Here is a 16,518-nt window from a genome sequence, read left to right on the forward strand (position 1 = left end):
CGCCTCACCACCCGGATGAGCGCGCGGGACCTGGTCTCCGAGGCGCTGGGCGGGCTGCTCCAGCGGCCCGGACGGTCGGCGCTGACCAGCCTGGGGACCGTGCTCGGGGTGGGTACGTTCGTCGCCGTGCTCGGGCTGACGGCGACCACCTCCGCCCAGATCGACAGCACCTTCAACGCGCTCACGGCGACCGAGGTGACCGTCGAGGACACCGGCGGGAGCCACGCCGACGACGTGCCGCTGTCCTTCCCGGCCGACGCGCAGCAGCGGATCGAGAAGCTGCACGGCGTCGAACACGCGGGCGTGTACTGGCAGATCCGGCTGGAGGGGCGGGCCGACGACACCGTACGGGCCACCCTGACCGGGGACGCGGGTGACGGGGAGCGCGGGGCGAGCGTCGTCGCGGCGGACCCGGGGCTGCTGCGGGCCGTGGAGCCGACGCTGCGCGAGGGGCGGCTGTTCGGCGCCTGGCACAGCGAGCACCGCCAGCCGGTCGCCGTGCTGGGCGGGGGTCTGGCCTCGCGGCTGGGCATCACCTCGCTGGAGAACGCCCCCGCGGTCCACATCGGCGGCCGGGCGTTCACGGTCGTCGGCATCCTGGACGACGTGGAGCGCGACACAAGCCTGCTGTTGTCGGTGATCGTGCCGCGCACCACCGCCGAGGACATCTGGGGCACCCCGGACAGCGGCAGCCGGGCGAAGATGCTGGTGTCGACGGACGTCGGCGCGGCCCGCCAGATCGCCGACGAGGTGCCCACCGCCCTCGACCCGGCGCACCGTGACCGATTCGGCGCGGTGCCGCCGCCCGACCCGAAGGCACTGCGCTCCTCGGTCTCCTCCGACCTCGGGCAGCTGTTCCTGCTGCTGGCCTGTGTCTGTCTGGTGATCGGCGCGGTGGGCATCGCGAACACCACCCTGGTCGCGGTCCTGGAACGCACCCCGGAGATCGGCCTGCGCCGGGCGCTGGGGGCGCGCGGCATCCATGTGACCGGTCAGTTCCTCACCGAGTCTGCGGTACTGGGGCTGCTCGGCGGTCTGGTGGGGGCCAGCGTGGGCACCCTGGTCGTGGTCGGGGTCGCCGTCGCCCAGCACTGGACAGCGGTGGTGGAACCCCTGACGGTGGCGACGGCACCGGCCGCCGGTATGCTCACGGGCCTTCTCGCGGGGGTGTACCCGGCCTGGCGGGCGGCGCGCGTCCAGCCGGTGGAGGCGCTGCGCCGCTGAGGTTCACGACACCGGCGCCGACTTTCGCGGTGCTGTGGCGTGCGCCCTGTCCGGTCTGTAACCCTCGTCTCACGTACGGCCGCACTCACGCCGGGGACGTCTCCTGACAGGGAGGCGGCCGTATTGTCTACAGGTCACCGCCCCTGGGGCCGAAGCCCCTCCCTCAAGGAGCCCTCATGACCGCGCCCGTCGTCCACTCGCTGCGCGAGCAGATCCGCGAGCACATCGTGGAGGGGATCGTCAGCGGGCGCTGGAAGCCGGGCGAGCGGATCGTGGAGCGCCGGATCGCGACCGAGTTGGAGGTCAGCCAGACTCCCGTACGGGAGGCGCTGCGCGAGCTGGAGTCGCTGCGGCTGATCGAGTCGGCCCCGAACAAGGGCGTGCGCGTACGGAATCTGACCGCCGCCGACCTGGAGGAGAGCTACCCCGTCCGGGCCGGTCTGGAGGCCATCGCGGCGGAGCTGGCGGCGGAGAGGCTGGCGGACGACTGCTCGGCCCTCGAACCGCATGTCGCCGCCCTGTACGAGGCCGACCGCGCCTCGGACGGAACCGGCCAGGTCCGGCACACGGTGGGTTTCCACCGCGAGATGGTGCGCGCGGCCGGGAACTCGGTGCTGCTGCACACCTGGGAGGGGCTGGGCATCGAGGTGTTCACGGCCCTGTCGATCCGCTGGCTGGGGACGGTGCAGCAGTCGTACGCGGAGGAGCACGAGGAGCTTGTCGCCGCGTTCCGTCGCCGGGATCCACGGATCGCCGAGCTGGTGAAGGCCCATGTACTGGGCTGCGCGCCACGCCCCTGACGCAACCGAGCCGAGCGCCGCTCACCTGCGAAAACGATGAAAAATGCGGCACCCCGTGCCCGCCCGAAAGGCACCCCGTGCCTACTTTCTGGTGATCGAGAGGTTTTGCCCTTCAACCCTTTGATCGATCATCGATCAGCGAGTTAGAGTCGCCGACGGGCCCCTACCAGGGCCCACAGCCCTGTCCTGCCAAAGACCAAGGGCACCCCCGAACCCTTACCGACGAGGGAACCCCCTTCGACTGAGGAAGGCGGCGACATGACCGACCCCAAGGCCATCCAGCCGAGTGAGCTCGACCAGCTCCCCGACCGCGACCCGGAGGAGACCGCCGAATGGCAGGCCTCCCTGGACGCGGTCACCAAGGCGGCCGGGCCGCACCGTGCCGCGTATCTGATGCGCCGCACACTGGAGCGCGCCGAGGGCAACGGCATCGCGCTGCCCAAGCTCCTGGAGACGGACTACGTCAACACCATCCCGACCGCCGCCGAGCCCGCGGTGGACGGCGACGAGGCGATGGAGCACCGGATCGCCGCCTGGAACCGCTGGAACGCGGCGGCCATGGTGACCCGGGGCAGCAAACACGGCGTGGGCGGCCACATCGCCACCTTCGCCTCGGCCGCCTGGCTGTACGAGACCGGCTTCAACCACTTCTTCAGAGGCAAGGAGGGCGACGGTTCCGGTGACCAGCTGTACATCCAGGGCCACGCCTCCCCCGGCATCTACGCCCGAGCCTTCCTCGACGGCCGGCTGAACGAGGGCCACCTCGACAACTTCCGCCGCGAGTCGGGCGGCAACGGCCTCCCGTCGTACCCGCACCCGCGCCGGCTGCCCTGGCTGTGGGAGTTCCCGACGGTGTCGATGGGCCTCGGCCCGCTGTCGGCGATCTACCAGGCACGCTTCAACCGGTACCTGACCAACCGCAGCATCAAGGACGTCTCCGCGTCCCACGTCTGGGCGTTCCTCGGTGACGGCGAGATGGACGAGCCGGAGTCGACGGCGGCACTGGCGCTGGCGTCGCGAGAGGGTCTCGACAACCTGACCTTCGTCATCAACTGCAACCTGCAGCGGCTCGACGGGCCGGTCCGCGCGAACTTCAAGATCGTGCAGGAGCTGGAGGCCCAGTTCCGCGGCGCGGGCTGGAACGTCGTCAAGACCCTCTGGGGCACGGCGTGGGACGAGCTGTTCCAGCTCGACACCACGGGCGCGCTCGTCCGCCGCCTGCGCGAGGTTCCGGACGCCCAGGTGCAGACGTACCAGACGCGCGACGCCGCCTACATCCGCGCCGACTTCTTCGGCAAGGACCCGGCGCTCGCCGAGATGGCGAAGCTGCTGAGCGACGACAAGATCCTCGACTGTTTCCACCGCTCGCGCGGTGGTCACGAGTCGCGCAAGGTGTACGCGGCCTACAAGGCGGCGCTCGCGCACAAGGGCGCGCCGACGGTCATCCTGGCCCAGACGGTCAAGGGCTTCACCCTGGGCGAGGGCTTCGCGTCGAAGAACGCCAACCACCAGATGAAGAAGCTGACGGTGGACGAGTTCAAGCAGATGCGCGACCTGCTCGAACTCCCCATCTCCGACGCGCAGTTCGTCGACGGAGTCGTCCCCTACGGCCACCCGGGCGCCGACTCCCCCGAGGTCCGCTACCTCCAGGAGCGCCGCGCGGCCCTCGGCGGCCCGGCCCCGGCCCGCCGCACCCAGGCACTCGCGCCCCTCCCCGCCCCCGCGGACAAGACGTTCACGTCGTTCGACAAGGGCTCCGGCTCGCAGAACGTGGCGACGACGATGGCCTTCGTACGCCTGGTCAAGGACCTGGTCCGCGACAAGGAGACGGGCCGGCGCTGGGTGCCGATCGTCCCCGACGAGGCCCGCACCTTCGGCATGGAGTCGCTGTTCCCGTCGCTCGGGATCTACTCCCCCAAGGGCCAGACGTACGAGCCGGTCGACCGCGACCAGCTGATGTACTACAAGGAGGCCAAGGACGGTCAGATCCTCAACGAGGGGATCACCGAGGCCGGTTCCATGGCGGACTTCATCGCCGCGTCGACGTCGTACTCGACGCACGGCGAGCCGATGATCCCGTTCTACATCTTCTACTCGATGTTCGGCTGGCAGCGCACGGCCGACCAGATGTGGCAGCTCGGCGACCAGCTCGGCCGCGGCTTCCTCGTCGGCGCGACGGCCGGCCGTACGACGCTGACGGGCGAAGGCCTCCAGCACGCGGACGGCCACTCCCCGGTGATCGCCGCGACGAACCCGGCCGTGCTGTCGTACGACCCGGCGTTCGCGTACGAGGTGGCGGTGATCGTGCGTGACGGTCTGCGCCGTATGTACGGCGAGGCGGCGCCGGGCGAGGACCCGAACGTCTTCTACTACCTGACCGTCTACAACGAGCCGATCCCGCAGCCGGCGAAGCCGTCGGCGCCGGAGCTCGACGAGGCGATCGTCAAGGGGCTGTACCGCTTCAACACGGCCGAGTCGGCGGGGCTCTCGCCGGCCGCCAACGCGCCGCGCATCCAGCTGCTCGGCTCCGGTACGGCGATCCACTGGACCCTGGAGGCGCAGCGGCTGCTCGCCGAGGAGTGGGGCGTGGCGGCCGACGTGTGGTCGGCGACGTCCTGGACCGAGCTGCGGCGCGATGCCCTGGACGCGGACGCGGCGCTGCTGCGGGGCGAGGAGCGGGTGCCGTACGTCCGGCAGGCGCTGCAGGGGGCCGAGGGACCGGTGCTGGCGGTGTCCGACTACATGCGTCAGGTGCCGGACCAGATCGCCCAGTGGGTCGAGCAGGACTACTCGTCGCTGGGCGCGGACGGATTCGGGCTGTCGGACACGAGGGACGCGGCGCGGCGGTACTTCGGGGTCGACGCGGAGTCGATCGTCGTGGCGGCGTTGGCGCAGCTGGCTCGGCGGGGGGAAGTTCGGGCTGCGGCGGTGAAGGAGGCGCGGGAGCGGTACGGGTTGTAGGGGCGGTTTTCCCACCCACCCGCCCGTTTCCAGTCCGTTTGCCGGGTGCCGTCGAACCTCTCGACGGCGTCCGGCGAACGGATGGCTAGGCCTGTACAGCCCAGGTCGCGTTTCCCACCCACCCGTCTCGGCCCGTTCATCAGGCGACCTGGAACCGCTGGAGTCGGCTCGCGCCCCTTCGCTCTTCAGCGCCGGCCCGCATTTCCAGCCCGTCCGGCGTTTGAGGACAAGGCCCGTTCAGGGCCGGAGCGGGGGTCTGGGGGCGGCATCATGAACCTATGCGTGCTGCCCGTCTCATCAGAATGGTGCTGCTGCTTCAGGCCAGGCACTCCATGACCGCCGCCGAGCTGGCCCGGGAACTGGAAGTGTCCGAGCGCACCGTCACGCGGGACGCGCAGGCCCTGTCCGAGGCAGGCGTGCCCGTGTACGCCGACCGGGGGCGGGTCGGCGGATATCGGCTGGTCGGCGGGTACCGTACCCGGCTCACCGGACTGGCCCGCGGCGAGGCGGAGGCGCTGTTTCTGAGCGGAGTGCCCGGCGCCCTGCGCGAGATGGGGCTGGAGGACACCGCCTCCGCGGCCCGCCTCAAGGTGTCCGCCGCGCTCCTGCCCTCCCTCCGTGACGCTCCCCGGACAGCCGCCCAGCGGTTCCATCTGGACGCGCCCGCCTGGTTCAGCGAGCCCACCGTCCCCGAGCTGCTGCCCGCTGTCGCCGACGCGGTGTGGGACGACCGTCCGATCCTGGCCCACTACCGGCGCGGGCCCGAGGACGCCGACGTGGAGCGCAGGCTGGAGCCGTACGGGCTCGTCCTCAAGGCGGGCGTCTGGTATCTGTGCGCCCGAGTGCCGGAACACACCGGGCCCGGGCCTTTCCGGGTCTACCGCGTCGACCGCTTCACCTCCGTCCAGGTCTCCGACCACCTCGCCGCCTCCGGGGAACGCTTCACCCGCGACGCCGACTTCGATCTGCCCGCGTTCTGGGAGGAGCGGGCGGAGGAGTTCGCGCGGTCGATCCTGCACGCCGAGGTCGTCGTACGGCTCTCGGCGGAGGGGGTACGCAGGCTGAGGTACGTCGTCGATCCCGTGTCCGCCCGGGACGCGCTGTCGGGCGGCGGCGAGCCCGACGCGCAGGGCCGGGTCACCGTGACGCTCGCCGTTGAGTCGGCGGAGGTCGCCCATACTCAGCTGGCGGCGCTCGGGCCGGAGGCCGAGGTACTGGCGCCGCCGGAACTGCGGGCTCGGTTCGCGCGGGACGCACAGGCGCTGGGGACGCTGTACCGCTCCTCGCCGTGAGGCCCGCGGGCCTGTACACCCCATCACATTCCGCGTATCTCCACGTGCGTCCCTCCCTCTCAGGCCCGATGCTGGACCCGTGATGGACGAGACGGAGTTCTGGAAGCTGGTGGACGCGACCCGCGAGGCCGCCGAGGGTGACCCCGAGGATCAGGCCGATCTGCTGGTGGAGCGGTTGCTCCAGCTCGACCCGGACTCGGTGCTCGACTTCGCCCGACATTTCGAGGCCCGCTACAACCGCGCCTACCGTTGGGACCTGTGGGGCGCCGCCCGGGTGCTGCTCGACGGGGCCGACGACGAAGCCTTCGACTTCTTCCGGTGCTGGCTGATCGGCCAGGGCCGTGAGGTCTTCGAGGGTGCCCTGCACGGCGACCCGGACTCGCTCGCCGATCTCCTGGAGGACTTCGACGCGGAGATCGACGGGGACGGAGAGGAGTTGGGCTACGCGGCCGACGAGGCGTACGAGCAGCTCACCGGCACCGTCACCCCGGATCTGGGCATTCCGCCCGCGCCCGCCGAACCCGAGGGCACGCCGCTCGCCCTGGAGAACGAAGGGGCGCTCGCCGACCGGTATCCCAAGCTGTGGCAGCGGTTCAAGGGCGCCTGACAGCCGGTACCCGTAGGTAGACCGGTTGCGGCCGCGGCCCTTTGTCGCCGGCTCCCGCGCCTCAGGCCGCCGTGCCTCGGCGGCGGGTCAGGTCCGAGGGGATGTACGCCTGCTGCGTCGGGTCGGCCCGTACCGCGTGGTGGTGCAGGGGAGCCCGGTTGGCCTGGTCGAGGGCGGATGCCGTGACCGCCGCCGGGCCCAGGACGACCGTCGCCACCGCGCAGAGCACGGCCCACGGATTCCGCGCGGCCCCGGTCCAGCCGCCGGAAACCCTCCTGCCATGGGGCTGTTCGGTTTGCTCGGTCGGCCCCAGCGGGTTCGTACGACTGCTGCTGCTCATGGTCCCCACCTCCGGTCAGTGCGTACGACGAAGGTAGGAAGGGGAGTTGGGGCGCACCCCTGAGCACGCTGTGTCGTGCCTGTGAGCCTCCCCTCCGCGGCTCAGCGGCGGCCCTGCAGACGTGCCGCCGCCTTCCTGATCTCCGGGAGGCGGGCCGTGAGGGCGGCGCCGGGGCAGCTCGTCATGTAGCCGGCGTTGTGGCCGGCCAGGGCGGGCAGGGTGACGGTGGTACCGGAGGCGAAGCGGCTGAGGGAGTTGCTGGAGACCAGCCGGGCGGTGCCGCGCGGGTCGACGTCCGAGAGACCGAGTTTCCAGGCGGTGAGGGCGGCGATCGCGTCGGTCATGGCCTGCGGCACGGGCACGCCCGCCGTGAAGGTGCCGAGGGCGGCGACGCCGGCGGTGCGATGGTTGAAGCCCTGGGTGTGGGCGCCGGTGACGGGGCGGTCGACACCGCCCGCGCGGCCCTCGTAGATGGTGCCGCAGCGGTCGACGACGAAGTTGTAGCCGATGTCGTCCCAGTCGCGGGAGCCGGTCTGGCCCGTGTACACGTAGCGGATGAGACGGGGCGCGTCGGCGCAGTCGTAGCCGTTGGGCGAGTCGGTGTGGTGGACGAAGACGGCCACGACCCGGTCGTCGTAGCGCGGCGGTGGCTGATCGCCTTCGGCATCCCCGATCCAGGCGGTTCGGGGGACGATGCGTGGCTTGGCCGCGAGGTGGGCGAGGGCCGGGCGGACCGTGGCGGGGCGGGTCGCGGCGGGGTGGGCCCGGAGTGGGATCGTGCGGTTGTCGCCGGCCGCGCACAGGACCAGTCCGACACCGGCGGCGATGCCGGGCAGACTGACGAGCACCATGCGGACGGCGCGCGGCACGCGCACTCGGCGGACACGCGAGCCACCCATGGACCGCAGGGACCCCATGGGCCCCACTGTGGATGCGTTCCGTTCCGCCCGCGATGTGTGGTGTGCCACTTGGTGGAACCAACGTCCCGGTCCGGGACGTTTTTAGAGGTCCAGGCGCCGGATGGGCGCATGTGACTGATCGGCGACTGATCACCGGGCCCGTCCCGCGCGTACTACCGCATGTGAACGGCGTGTACCGCGTGTACGGGGGACCGAAGGGTCCAGAAGGAAGGCGGCCGGAGTGGACCTGCTCGACATCCTGCTGTTGCTGGTGATCCTCGGCTATGCCGCGTCCGGGTACCGGCGCGGCCTGGTGGCGGGCTGTGTCTCCCTGGCAGGGTTCGTGGGCGGCGCCGTCATCGGCGTGTGGGTGCTGCCGTGGATCATGGAGCTGGTGACGGCGGGGACGCCCGCGGCGACGGTGACGGCCGTGCTCACGGTGCTGGTACCGGCCGTGGTGGGCCATGAGCTGATGGGCAGGTTCGCGCTGAAACTGCGCCGCGAGCTGGACCAGGGGCCGCTGCGGGTCGCCGACGGGGTCGGCGGGGCCGTGGCCAACGCGGTCGCCGTGCTGCTGGTGTCCTGGGTGGCCGCCAGCGTCCTGGGCGCGTCCTCCTCACCGCTGGTCACGACGGCGATCCGGGACTCGGCGCTGCTGGGCACGGTGCAGGACGCGATGCCGGAGACCACCCCGACCTGGTTTTCGCGGGCCACGTCCGCGCTCACCGAGGCGGGCTTCCCGCAGGTCTTCAACCCCTTCGAGAACGAACCGGCGACGAGTGTCGCCAAGCCCACCGGGGACAGTGTCACGGCGAGCGCGACGAACGCGGCCAAGCTGAGCACGGTCAAGATCGAGGGCGTCGCGGGCACCCAGGGCCGCGAGGGCAGCGGTTTCGTGTTCTCGCCCCGGCATGTGATGACCAATGCCCACGTGGTGGCGGGCATCGACGATCCGAGTGTCCGGGTCGGCGGTGTCGGGACGGCGCACAAGGCGACGGTGGTGCTCTTCGACCCCGAGAAGGACGTGGCCGTGCTGTACGTCCCGGATCTGCGCGCGCCCGTCCTGCGTTTCGACGACAGCGCGAAGCGGGGCGACTCGGCGGTGGTCGCGGGCTATCCGCAGGACGGCGACCTGAATCTGCAGGCCGCCACGGTGGCCGACAAGGTCCGGGCGAGGGGCCAGAACATCTACAACAGCGAGACGGTGACCCGCGAGATCTACTCGATCCGCTCGACCGTCCGCCCCGGCAACTCCGGCGGCCCGCTCCTCACCACCGACGGCAAGGTGTTCGGCGTGGTCTTCGCCCGCTCCACCTCCGACGACGAGACGGGCTACGTCCTGACGGTGGAGGAGGTCCGCGCCGACGGCGAACGGGCGACCGCCTCGACGACGGCGGTGGACACGGGCGACCTGGTCACGTCCTGACTACAGCGACCGGCCCATGAGTACGTCGTCCACGAACTCCCCGTCCAGCAGGAACTCCCTGGGCTGTACGCCCTCGACGACGAAGCCCTCCGACTCGTACAGCATGCGTGCCGGGGCGTTGTGCCCGAGGACGCGCAGCGAGAGGCGCAGGGCGCCCCGGCGGCGGGCCTCGGTCACGGCGGCCCGGATCAGCAGCCGGCCGACGCCCGTGCCACGCGCCTCGTCGGAGACGGCGAGCCCCTGGATCTGCAGGACGTGCGCGTTCGACGCGACCGGGGTGGGCCGGGCGAGCCTCACATAGCCCACGATCCGGCCGTCCCCGTCCCCGTCCTCGGTCACGGCGACCAGGTGGTCGCCCGCGTCTGAGGTCTCGCGGAAGAACGGTGTGTACGGCGGTCTGGGCCGGGGTTGGACCGAGTGCAGGGTGGACCAGGTGGCGCGGTCGAGTCTGCCCAGTGCCTCGTCGTCCTCGGGCCGGGCGGGGCGCACGAACGGCCCGGCGCCCGCAGGACGCTCCCGGCCCTCGTGAACGTCGTACGGCTGCTGTGGCTGCTGTGGCTCGGGCGGCATGGGGGTCACTCTAGGGCGGGGGTACGACAACGGGTCCGGGGACGGTGGCGCAGGATGGGGGCATGGAACGCTCGCGAATCGCGGTGGCCGGTGCGTCCGGTCTCATCGGTACGGCCCTGGTGCGGTCCCTGACCGCCGACGGGCACGAAGTGCGCCGCCTGGTACGGCACGCGCCCCGGACGAAGGACGAGGTCCGCTGGGACCCCGAACGGCAGACGATCGACGCGGCCGGGCTCGCGGGCTGCACCGCGGTGGTGAACCTGGCCGGGGCGGGGGTCGGCAGCCGGCGCTGGACGGACGCGTACAAGCGGACGATCCGCGACAGCCGGGTCCTGGGCACGGCGACGCTCGCCGAGGCCGTCGCCTCCATGGACAAGCCGCCGCGGGTCTTCGTGAACGGCAGCGCGATGGGCTACTACGGGGAGACCGGCGACCGGACCGTGGACGAGGACTCCCCCGCGGGGGACGGTTTCCTGCCGTCGGTGTGCGTGGAGTGGGAGGAGGCCGCGGGCGCCGCCCAGGAGGCGGGCGTACGGACGGTCTTCGTGCGGACCGGGCTGGTGGTGGCGAGCGGCGGCGGTGCCTGGGGCAAGCTGTTCCCCCTGTTCAAGGCGGGCCTGGGCGGGCGGATGGGCGACGGTTCCCAGTACTGGTCGTTCATCGCGCTGCGGGACGAGGTGGCGGCGATCCGGCATCTCATCGACACCGACGGGCTGTCCGGGCCGTTCAACCTGACGGCGCCTCAGCCGCTCACCAACCGGGAGATCACGGCGGCGATGGGGCGTGTGCTGCACCGGCCGACGCTCTTCACGGTGCCCGCGCCCGCTCTGAAACTGGTGCTGGGCGAGATGTCCGGGGACGTGCTCGGCAGCGCCCGGGTGCTGCCGAAGCGGCTGCTGGAGTCCGGGTTCACGTTCGCGTTCCCGGAGATCGACGACGCGATCCGGGCGGCGCAGGCCTGACCCCTCCTCCGCGCCCCTGACCCACCTCCCGGATGACAGGGTGCGACCGCATGCGACCGCTGTGCGACCGTGCCCTGTTCATGCGCGACTTCCGCCTGCCCTGAGCCGCCCTACTCTCGATCCGAGCGATCCGAAAGGTCCGAAGAATCCGAACTCGCTTATCCCGTAAGCCTGTTGGGGCAACGGTGCCCTGGCAGGCCGCGTCACCGCGATCAAGGGAGGGCACGTGCTTGAGCCCGCGTACCAGGCGGACGTCGTCATCGTGGGAGCCGGGGTCGCCGGACTCGCGGCGGCTCATCGGCTGACCAGCGCAGGAGTAACGACCGCGGTCCTGGAGGCCGCCCCTTACGTCGGCGGCCGGATGGCGACCGAGAAGGTCGACGGCTTCCGCCTCGACCGGATCGGGCAGCTGCTGTCCACGTCGTATCCCGAACTGCGGCTGACCGCCGGCCTCGACACTCTCGTCCTGCGTCCCTTCGCACCCGGTGTCCTGGTGCACAGCGACGGACGCCGGCATCGCGCGGGCGCTCCGCTGAGCGGAGGGGGCGCACGGGGCGCGCTCGGCACTGTGCGCGCCCTGGCGAGCGCCCCGAGGCCGGCGCGGACGGGCGGTTCCCCCCGAGTGACGGTATCGGCGGGGGCGCGCACCGGCGCACAGTTCGGCGGGGCGGTGGGCGGCGCGGTCGGCGGAGCGGTCGATCAGGCCCGGTTGGGTGCCGCGCTGAGCCGGCTCGCCGGGGTCTCCCCGCAACGGCTGCTGGCCCGCCCCGAGTTGCCTGCGGCCCACGCCCTGGCAGGCCGCGGCCTGCCCGCCCGTACGGTCGAGGGCTTTCTGCGCCCGCTGCTCGCCGCGCTGCTCTGCGACCCCGAGCTGTCCACGTCGAGCCGGTGCGCGGATCTCGCGCTGCGGGCGTTCGCGAGCGGCCGGCTGTGTGTGCCGGAGGGCGGCGCGGAGACCCTGCCGGAGCTGCTGTCGCGGGCGCTGCCGCCCGGCACCGTGCACACCGGGGTCCGGGTCACGTCCGTCGCCACGAACCTGGTGACCACCGCCGACCACGGCGAACTGCGCTGCCGGGCCGTCCTGGTGGCGACCGACGCGCGCACCGCCGCCGGTCTGCTGCCCGGGCTGCGCGTACCCGACTTCCACCCGGTGACCGTCGTCCACCACACGGCCGACGAGGCGCCCGAGACCGGTGCGTTCCTGCTGCTGGACGCGGACCGCTCAGGCCCGGTCGCGCACACGGCGGTGGTCAGCCGCGTGGACCCGTCCCGCTCCCCCGCCGGCCGCCCGCTGATCTCGTCGACGGTGCTGGGCACTCCTCCCGAGGACGTGGACACGGCCGTACGGGCCCACCTGTCCCGCCTCTACGGGACGTCGACCACGCGCTGGGAGACGCTCGCCGTGCACCACACCGCCGAGGCGGTGCCCGCGATGCGCCCGCCGCACGACCTGCGCCGCCCAGTACGGCTGCTGGCCGGCCTGTACGTGTGCGGAGACCACCGGGACACGAGCACCGTCCAGGGCGCCCTGCACTCCGGGCACCGGGCCGCGGCCGCGGTCCTGACGGACCTGGGCGCGGGCCCGATGCACATGGCGGAGCCACTGCGAACGACAGCCACAGAGGCAGCGGCGGAGGCGGAGACCGCGGAGGAGGAGGCGGCAGCCGCGTGAGTCAGCCGAGCGCGGCGACCTTGTCGCGGTACCCCCTGACCGGTGCCGCGTCCTTGTAGGGCTCCAGGCGCCGCTCGAAGTCCCGTACGTACTCGGTCGCCCGCACCGAGCGCATCTCCGCCGCCGCGCCCGCCGCCTCCGCGCCCAGCAGGCAGGCCTGGTCGAGCTCGCCGAGGCCCAGCCGGGCCGAGGCGAGCACGACGCGGCAGAAGAGTCGGCTGCGGGCGAAGGCGGGGGCGCGCAGCTGGAGCGAGCGCTCCGCGTGCTGGACGGCGGCGCGGAACTGCTGGAGATCGCGATGGCAGTGCCCGAACTCGTCGGCGAGCTGGGCCTCGTCGAAGAACCTCGCCCAGTGCGGGACTTCGTCGCCGGGCCGGGCCGCTTCGAGCGCCCGTTCGGCCCGGACCAGGGAGGCGGTGCAGGCCCTGACCTCGCCCAGCACGCCGTGGGCGCGCGCCTCGCACGCGTGCAGCAGCGACTGCACGACGGGCGGCGCGGTGGTACCGACACCCTGCTGGGCCACCCGCGCGAGCTGCACGGCCTCCCGCCCGTGCCCGAGGTAGACGGCCTGGCGGCTCATGGTGGCCAGTACGTACGAGCCGTACGCCCGGTCTCCGGCCGCCTGCGCGAGCCTGAGCGCCTGGACGAAGTAGCGCTGGGCTAGGCCGTGCGCGGCGATGTCGTACGACGTCCAGCCCGCGAGCCGGGTGAGGTCGGAGGCGGCGGCGAACAGGCGGCGGCCGGTCTGCTCGCCGTAGGTACCGCGCAGCATGGGCTCGGTCTCGTGTTCCAGGTAGCGGACGAGGGCCTGGCGGGCGTGGCCGCCGCCGTAGGCGTCGTCGAGGGTGCGGAACAGCTCACCGACCGAGCGGAGCGCTGAGATGTCGCCTCCGGTGACCTTCTGCCCGGGTCCGCGCTCGGCCTGTCCGCGCTGCCGGGGTACGCCGGGCCGCCCCTGCACGGGCACCCGTACGACGGGCTGGTCGCCGCGACCGACCCGGTCGTCGGGCCGCCCGATCAGCCAGTCCCGGCTGGGCACGACGAGCCCGGCCGGGGTGAAGGCGATCTTGCGCAGCTCGGCGTGGCTGCCGGAGTCCTTGCGCCACAGCCCGCTGACGATGTCGACGGCCTCCTCGGGGCTGGCCGCGAACTCCAGCCCCGCGTAGACGGGCGCGCAGGCGTCGAGCCCGAGGTCCTGGGCGGTGAGGCGGCGGCCGAGACGCCGTGTGAACACCTCGGCGATGAGCGCGGGGGTGGTGCCGCGGGGCTGCTGTCCGCGCAGCCAGCGGGTCACCGACGTCTTGTCGTATCTGAGATCAAGGCCGTGTTCGAGACCGAGCTGGTCCACTCGGCGGGCCAGACCCGCGTTGGAGAATCCCGCTTCTGCGATGAGCGCGGCGAGCTGTCGATTGGGAGTGCGCTGCGCGGGTCGTTCCGTCATCTGCGGTGCGGTCTCCTGCCTTCGGGCCCTCTGATGTGCCCGGATTCCTGGTGAGCAGCCCTTTTTGGCCTCGTGAACGGCGCGAATGTAGCGGAGCGTAAGCGGCCGATCGCACATTCCGCCGTACATTCATCCGATCGTGTGAGAATCGGGCGTCGGACTGACGGGGAACGGCCGGACGTACAGTGGTTCGGGCGCGTTACGCGCCTGACGCGCGGCTGCTGAGCAGGCCGCTGAAAGAGCCAGGGAGGCGCCACCGTGAGTGGTGAGTTGCGGTTCGTCCGGATGGGATTCGGCGCCGACGGCGTCGAGTACGTCGACTACCAGGCGGCCTGGGACGAGCAGCGCCGGGTGCACGCGGCCCGGTTCGCGGACGAGATCCCGGACACCTGCCTCCTCCTCGAACACCACCCGGTCTACACGGCCGGCCGGCGCACCGACCCGAGCGAGCGCCCCCTCGACGGCACCCCGGTCATCGACGTGGACCGCGGCGGCAAGATCACCTGGCACGGTCCGGGCCAGCTGGTGGGCTACCCGATCCAGAAGCTGCCGCGTCCGGTGGACGTCGTGGCGCACGTGCGGCGGCTGGAGGACGCGCTGATCCGTACCTGTGCGGAGTTCGGGGTGGAGACGTCCCGGGTGGAGGGGCGCAGCGGGGTGTGGGTACTGGGCGACCCGGTCGAGCAGCGGCCGGCGTCCGCGCTCGGCGGTCTCTCGCTGGATCTGGATCCCCGGCTGCACGACGACGAGTTCGACCCCCGGATGAACGGGCCCGAGTACGCGCCGTCCAACGCCGGGCAGCGGCGGGAGGACCGGAAGGTCGCGGCGATCGGGATCCGGGTGGCGAAGGGCGTCACCATGCACGGCTTCTCGCTGAACGTGAACCCGGACAACGTCTGGTTCGACCGGATCATCCCGTGCGGGATCCGCGACGCGGGGGTTACGTCGCTCGCGAACGAGCTGGGGCGGGAAGTGACGGTCGGGGAGGTTCTGCCGGTGGTGGAGCGGCATCTCCGGGAGGTCATGGAGGCGGCGGAGCCGCGGGCGCGGGAGATCGAGCGGGCGTCGGCTTAGGCCCCCCGTACCTGGGGGCTGCGCCCCCAGACCCCCCTTTCGGCCCTGAAAGGGCCTCGTCCTCAAACGCCGGACGGGCTGGATGGTGCCGGCCGGGGCGGGAATGGCACCACGTTCCGCAGGGTTGGCCCCAATCGGGGGCCGCAACATACGGGCGTACCCTGGTGTACGCCGAAGAATCGAAGCTAAAGGGAGCCATCGTGTCCGCAGTCGCACCCGACGGACGCAAGATGCTGCGCCTGGAGGTCCGGAACGCCCAGACCCCCATCGAGCGCAAGCCCGAGTGGATCAAGACCCGGGCGAAAATGGGTCCCGAGTACACGAAGATGCAGAACCTCGTGAAGAGCGAGGGCCTGCACACCGTCTGCCAGGAAGCCGGCTGCCCCAACATCTACGAGTGCTGGGAGGACCGCGAGGCCACCTTCCTCATCGGCGGCGACCAGTGCACCCGGCGCTGCGACTTCTGCCAGATCGACACCGGCAAGCCCGAGGCCCTCGACCGCGACGAGCCCCGCCGCGTCGGTGAGTCCGTGGTCACGATGGACCTCAACTACGCCACCATCACCGGCGTCGCCCGCGACGACCTGGAGGACGGCGGCGCCTGGCTGTACGCCGAGACCGTGCGCCAGATCCACCAGCAGACCGAGGCGAGGGCAGAGGGCCGCACCAAGGTCGAGCTGCTCGCTCCCGACTTCAACGCCGTACCGGAGCTGCTGGCCGAGGTCTTCTCCTCCCGGCCCGAGGTCTTCGCGCACAACGTCGAGACGGTCCCCCGTATCTTCAAGCGCATCCGCCCCGGCTTCCGCTACGACCGCTCGCTCAAGGTCATCACCGACGCCCGCGACTACGGTCTGGTCACGAAGTCGAACCTGATCCTCGGCATGGGCGAGACCCGCGAGGAGGTCAGCGAGGCGCTGCGCCAGCTGCACGAGGCCGGGTGCGAGCTGATCACCATCACGCAGTACCTGCGTCCGACCGTCCGGCACCACCCCGTCGAGCGCTGGGTCAAGCCGCACGAGTTCGTCGAGCTGAAGGAGGAGGCCGAGCAGATCGGCTTCTCCGGGGTCATGTCCGGCCCGTTGGTTCGCTCCTCGTACCGCGCCGGCCGCCTCTACCAGATGGCCGTCGAGAAGCGCGGTTCGTACATCGCCTCGCAGGCGGTCTGAGCCGACTCCGAACCCGGGTACGGCTGCTGACGTACCGTCACTCTTCCTGCCCAGCAGGGGTGCGGCGGAGGTGCGGCAGACGTG

General features: G+C 71.9%; 14 protein-coding genes. 10 read left to right on the top strand and 4 right to left on the bottom strand.

Translation table 11 applies throughout. From position 1 onward, the window contains the following. Positions 1-15 precede the first annotated feature (15 nt). The 5 genes from OG241_RS15040 to OG241_RS15060 all read left to right on the top strand — a co-directional run bounded on the left by OG241_RS15040 (position 16) and on the right by OG241_RS15060 (position 6,884). The gene (locus OG241_RS15040; protein ID WP_405826222.1) at positions 16-1,224 is read left to right on the top strand and encodes an ABC transporter permease; all 1,209 of its coding nucleotides are present in this window, start codon (positions 16-18) and stop codon (positions 1,222-1,224) included. A 176-nt stretch (positions 1,225-1,400) separates the two neighbouring features. Continuing rightward, positions 1,401-2,024: a GntR family transcriptional regulator gene (locus OG241_RS15045; protein ID WP_405815851.1), complete on the top strand. Its 624-nt coding sequence runs from the start codon at positions 1,401-1,403 to the stop codon at positions 2,022-2,024. 258 nt (positions 2,025-2,282) lie between these two features. Beyond that, positions 2,283-4,985, top strand: a complete 2,703-nt coding sequence (aceE, locus tag OG241_RS15050) for a pyruvate dehydrogenase (acetyl-transferring), homodimeric type (protein WP_405815852.1) — start codon at positions 2,283-2,285, stop codon at positions 4,983-4,985. Positions 4,986-5,263: 278 nt separating this feature from the next. Then, a complete protein-coding gene (locus OG241_RS15055) occupies positions 5,264-6,277 on the top strand; it encodes a helix-turn-helix transcriptional regulator (RefSeq protein ID WP_405815853.1) in 1,014 nt (337 codons plus the stop codon). An 82-nt stretch (positions 6,278-6,359) separates the two neighbouring features. Next, positions 6,360-6,884 carry a DUF4240 domain-containing protein gene (locus tag OG241_RS15060; protein WP_405826224.1) on the top strand — a complete coding sequence of 175 codons (525 nt, stop codon included), beginning with the start codon at positions 6,360-6,362 and terminating at the stop codon, positions 6,882-6,884. 61 nt (positions 6,885-6,945) lie between these two features. Here OG241_RS15060 and OG241_RS15065 read toward each other — a convergent pair whose 3' ends face one another. After that, complete coding sequence (locus OG241_RS15065) at positions 6,946-7,224, bottom strand: hypothetical protein (protein ID WP_405815855.1); 279 nt, start codon at positions 7,222-7,224, stop codon at positions 6,946-6,948. 101 nt (positions 7,225-7,325) lie between these two features. Continuing rightward, a complete protein-coding gene (locus OG241_RS15070; RefSeq protein WP_405826226.1) occupies positions 7,326-8,075 on the bottom strand; it encodes a peptidoglycan recognition protein in 750 nt (249 codons plus the stop codon). 289 nt (positions 8,076-8,364) lie between these two features. On the opposite strand from OG241_RS15070, the gene OG241_RS15075 reads away from it, so the two are divergent. Next, positions 8,365-9,549: a MarP family serine protease gene (locus OG241_RS15075; RefSeq protein ID WP_405815857.1), complete on the top strand. Its 1,185-nt coding sequence runs from the start codon at positions 8,365-8,367 to the stop codon at positions 9,547-9,549. Here the strand turns inward: OG241_RS15075 and OG241_RS15080 are convergent, their stop codons facing one another. Further along, a complete protein-coding gene (locus OG241_RS15080) occupies positions 9,550-10,119 on the bottom strand; it encodes a GNAT family N-acetyltransferase (RefSeq protein WP_405815858.1) in 570 nt (189 codons plus the stop codon). A 62-nt stretch (positions 10,120-10,181) separates the two neighbouring features. Between OG241_RS15080 and OG241_RS15085 the strand changes: the two genes are divergently transcribed. After that, on the top strand, positions 10,182-11,081 hold the full coding sequence (locus OG241_RS15085; RefSeq protein ID WP_405815860.1) for a TIGR01777 family oxidoreductase: 900 nt from the start codon (positions 10,182-10,184) through the stop codon (positions 11,079-11,081). Positions 11,082-11,307: 226 nt separating this feature from the next. Further along, positions 11,308-12,753, top strand: coding sequence for an NAD(P)/FAD-dependent oxidoreductase (locus OG241_RS15090; protein WP_405815861.1), 1,446 nt, complete (start codon positions 11,308-11,310; stop codon positions 12,751-12,753). Position 12,754: 1 nt separating this feature from the next. On the opposite strand, the gene OG241_RS15095 is transcribed toward OG241_RS15090, so the two are convergent. After that, positions 12,755-14,194 (bottom strand): regulator, encoded by a 1,440-nt coding sequence (locus OG241_RS15095; protein WP_405815863.1) that lies wholly within the window; start codon positions 14,192-14,194, stop codon positions 12,755-12,757. A gap of 285 nt (positions 14,195-14,479) precedes the next feature. On the opposite strand from OG241_RS15095, the gene lipB reads away from it, so the two are divergent. Both lipB and lipA read left to right on the top strand, forming a co-directional pair. Beyond that, the gene (gene lipB, locus OG241_RS15100; protein ID WP_405826228.1) at positions 14,480-15,268 is read left to right on the top strand and encodes a lipoyl(octanoyl) transferase LipB; all 789 of its coding nucleotides are present in this window, start codon (positions 14,480-14,482) and stop codon (positions 15,266-15,268) included. A gap of 200 nt (positions 15,269-15,468) precedes the next feature. After that, positions 15,469-16,434, top strand: coding sequence for a lipoyl synthase (gene lipA, locus OG241_RS15105; RefSeq protein ID WP_319294597.1), 966 nt, complete (start codon positions 15,469-15,471; stop codon positions 16,432-16,434). Positions 16,435-16,518: the final 84 nt, after the last annotated feature.

This window comes from Streptomyces sp. NBC_01390, from assembly GCF_045040105.1.
Classification (GTDB): Bacteria; Actinomycetota; Actinomycetes; order Streptomycetales; family Streptomycetaceae; genus Streptomyces.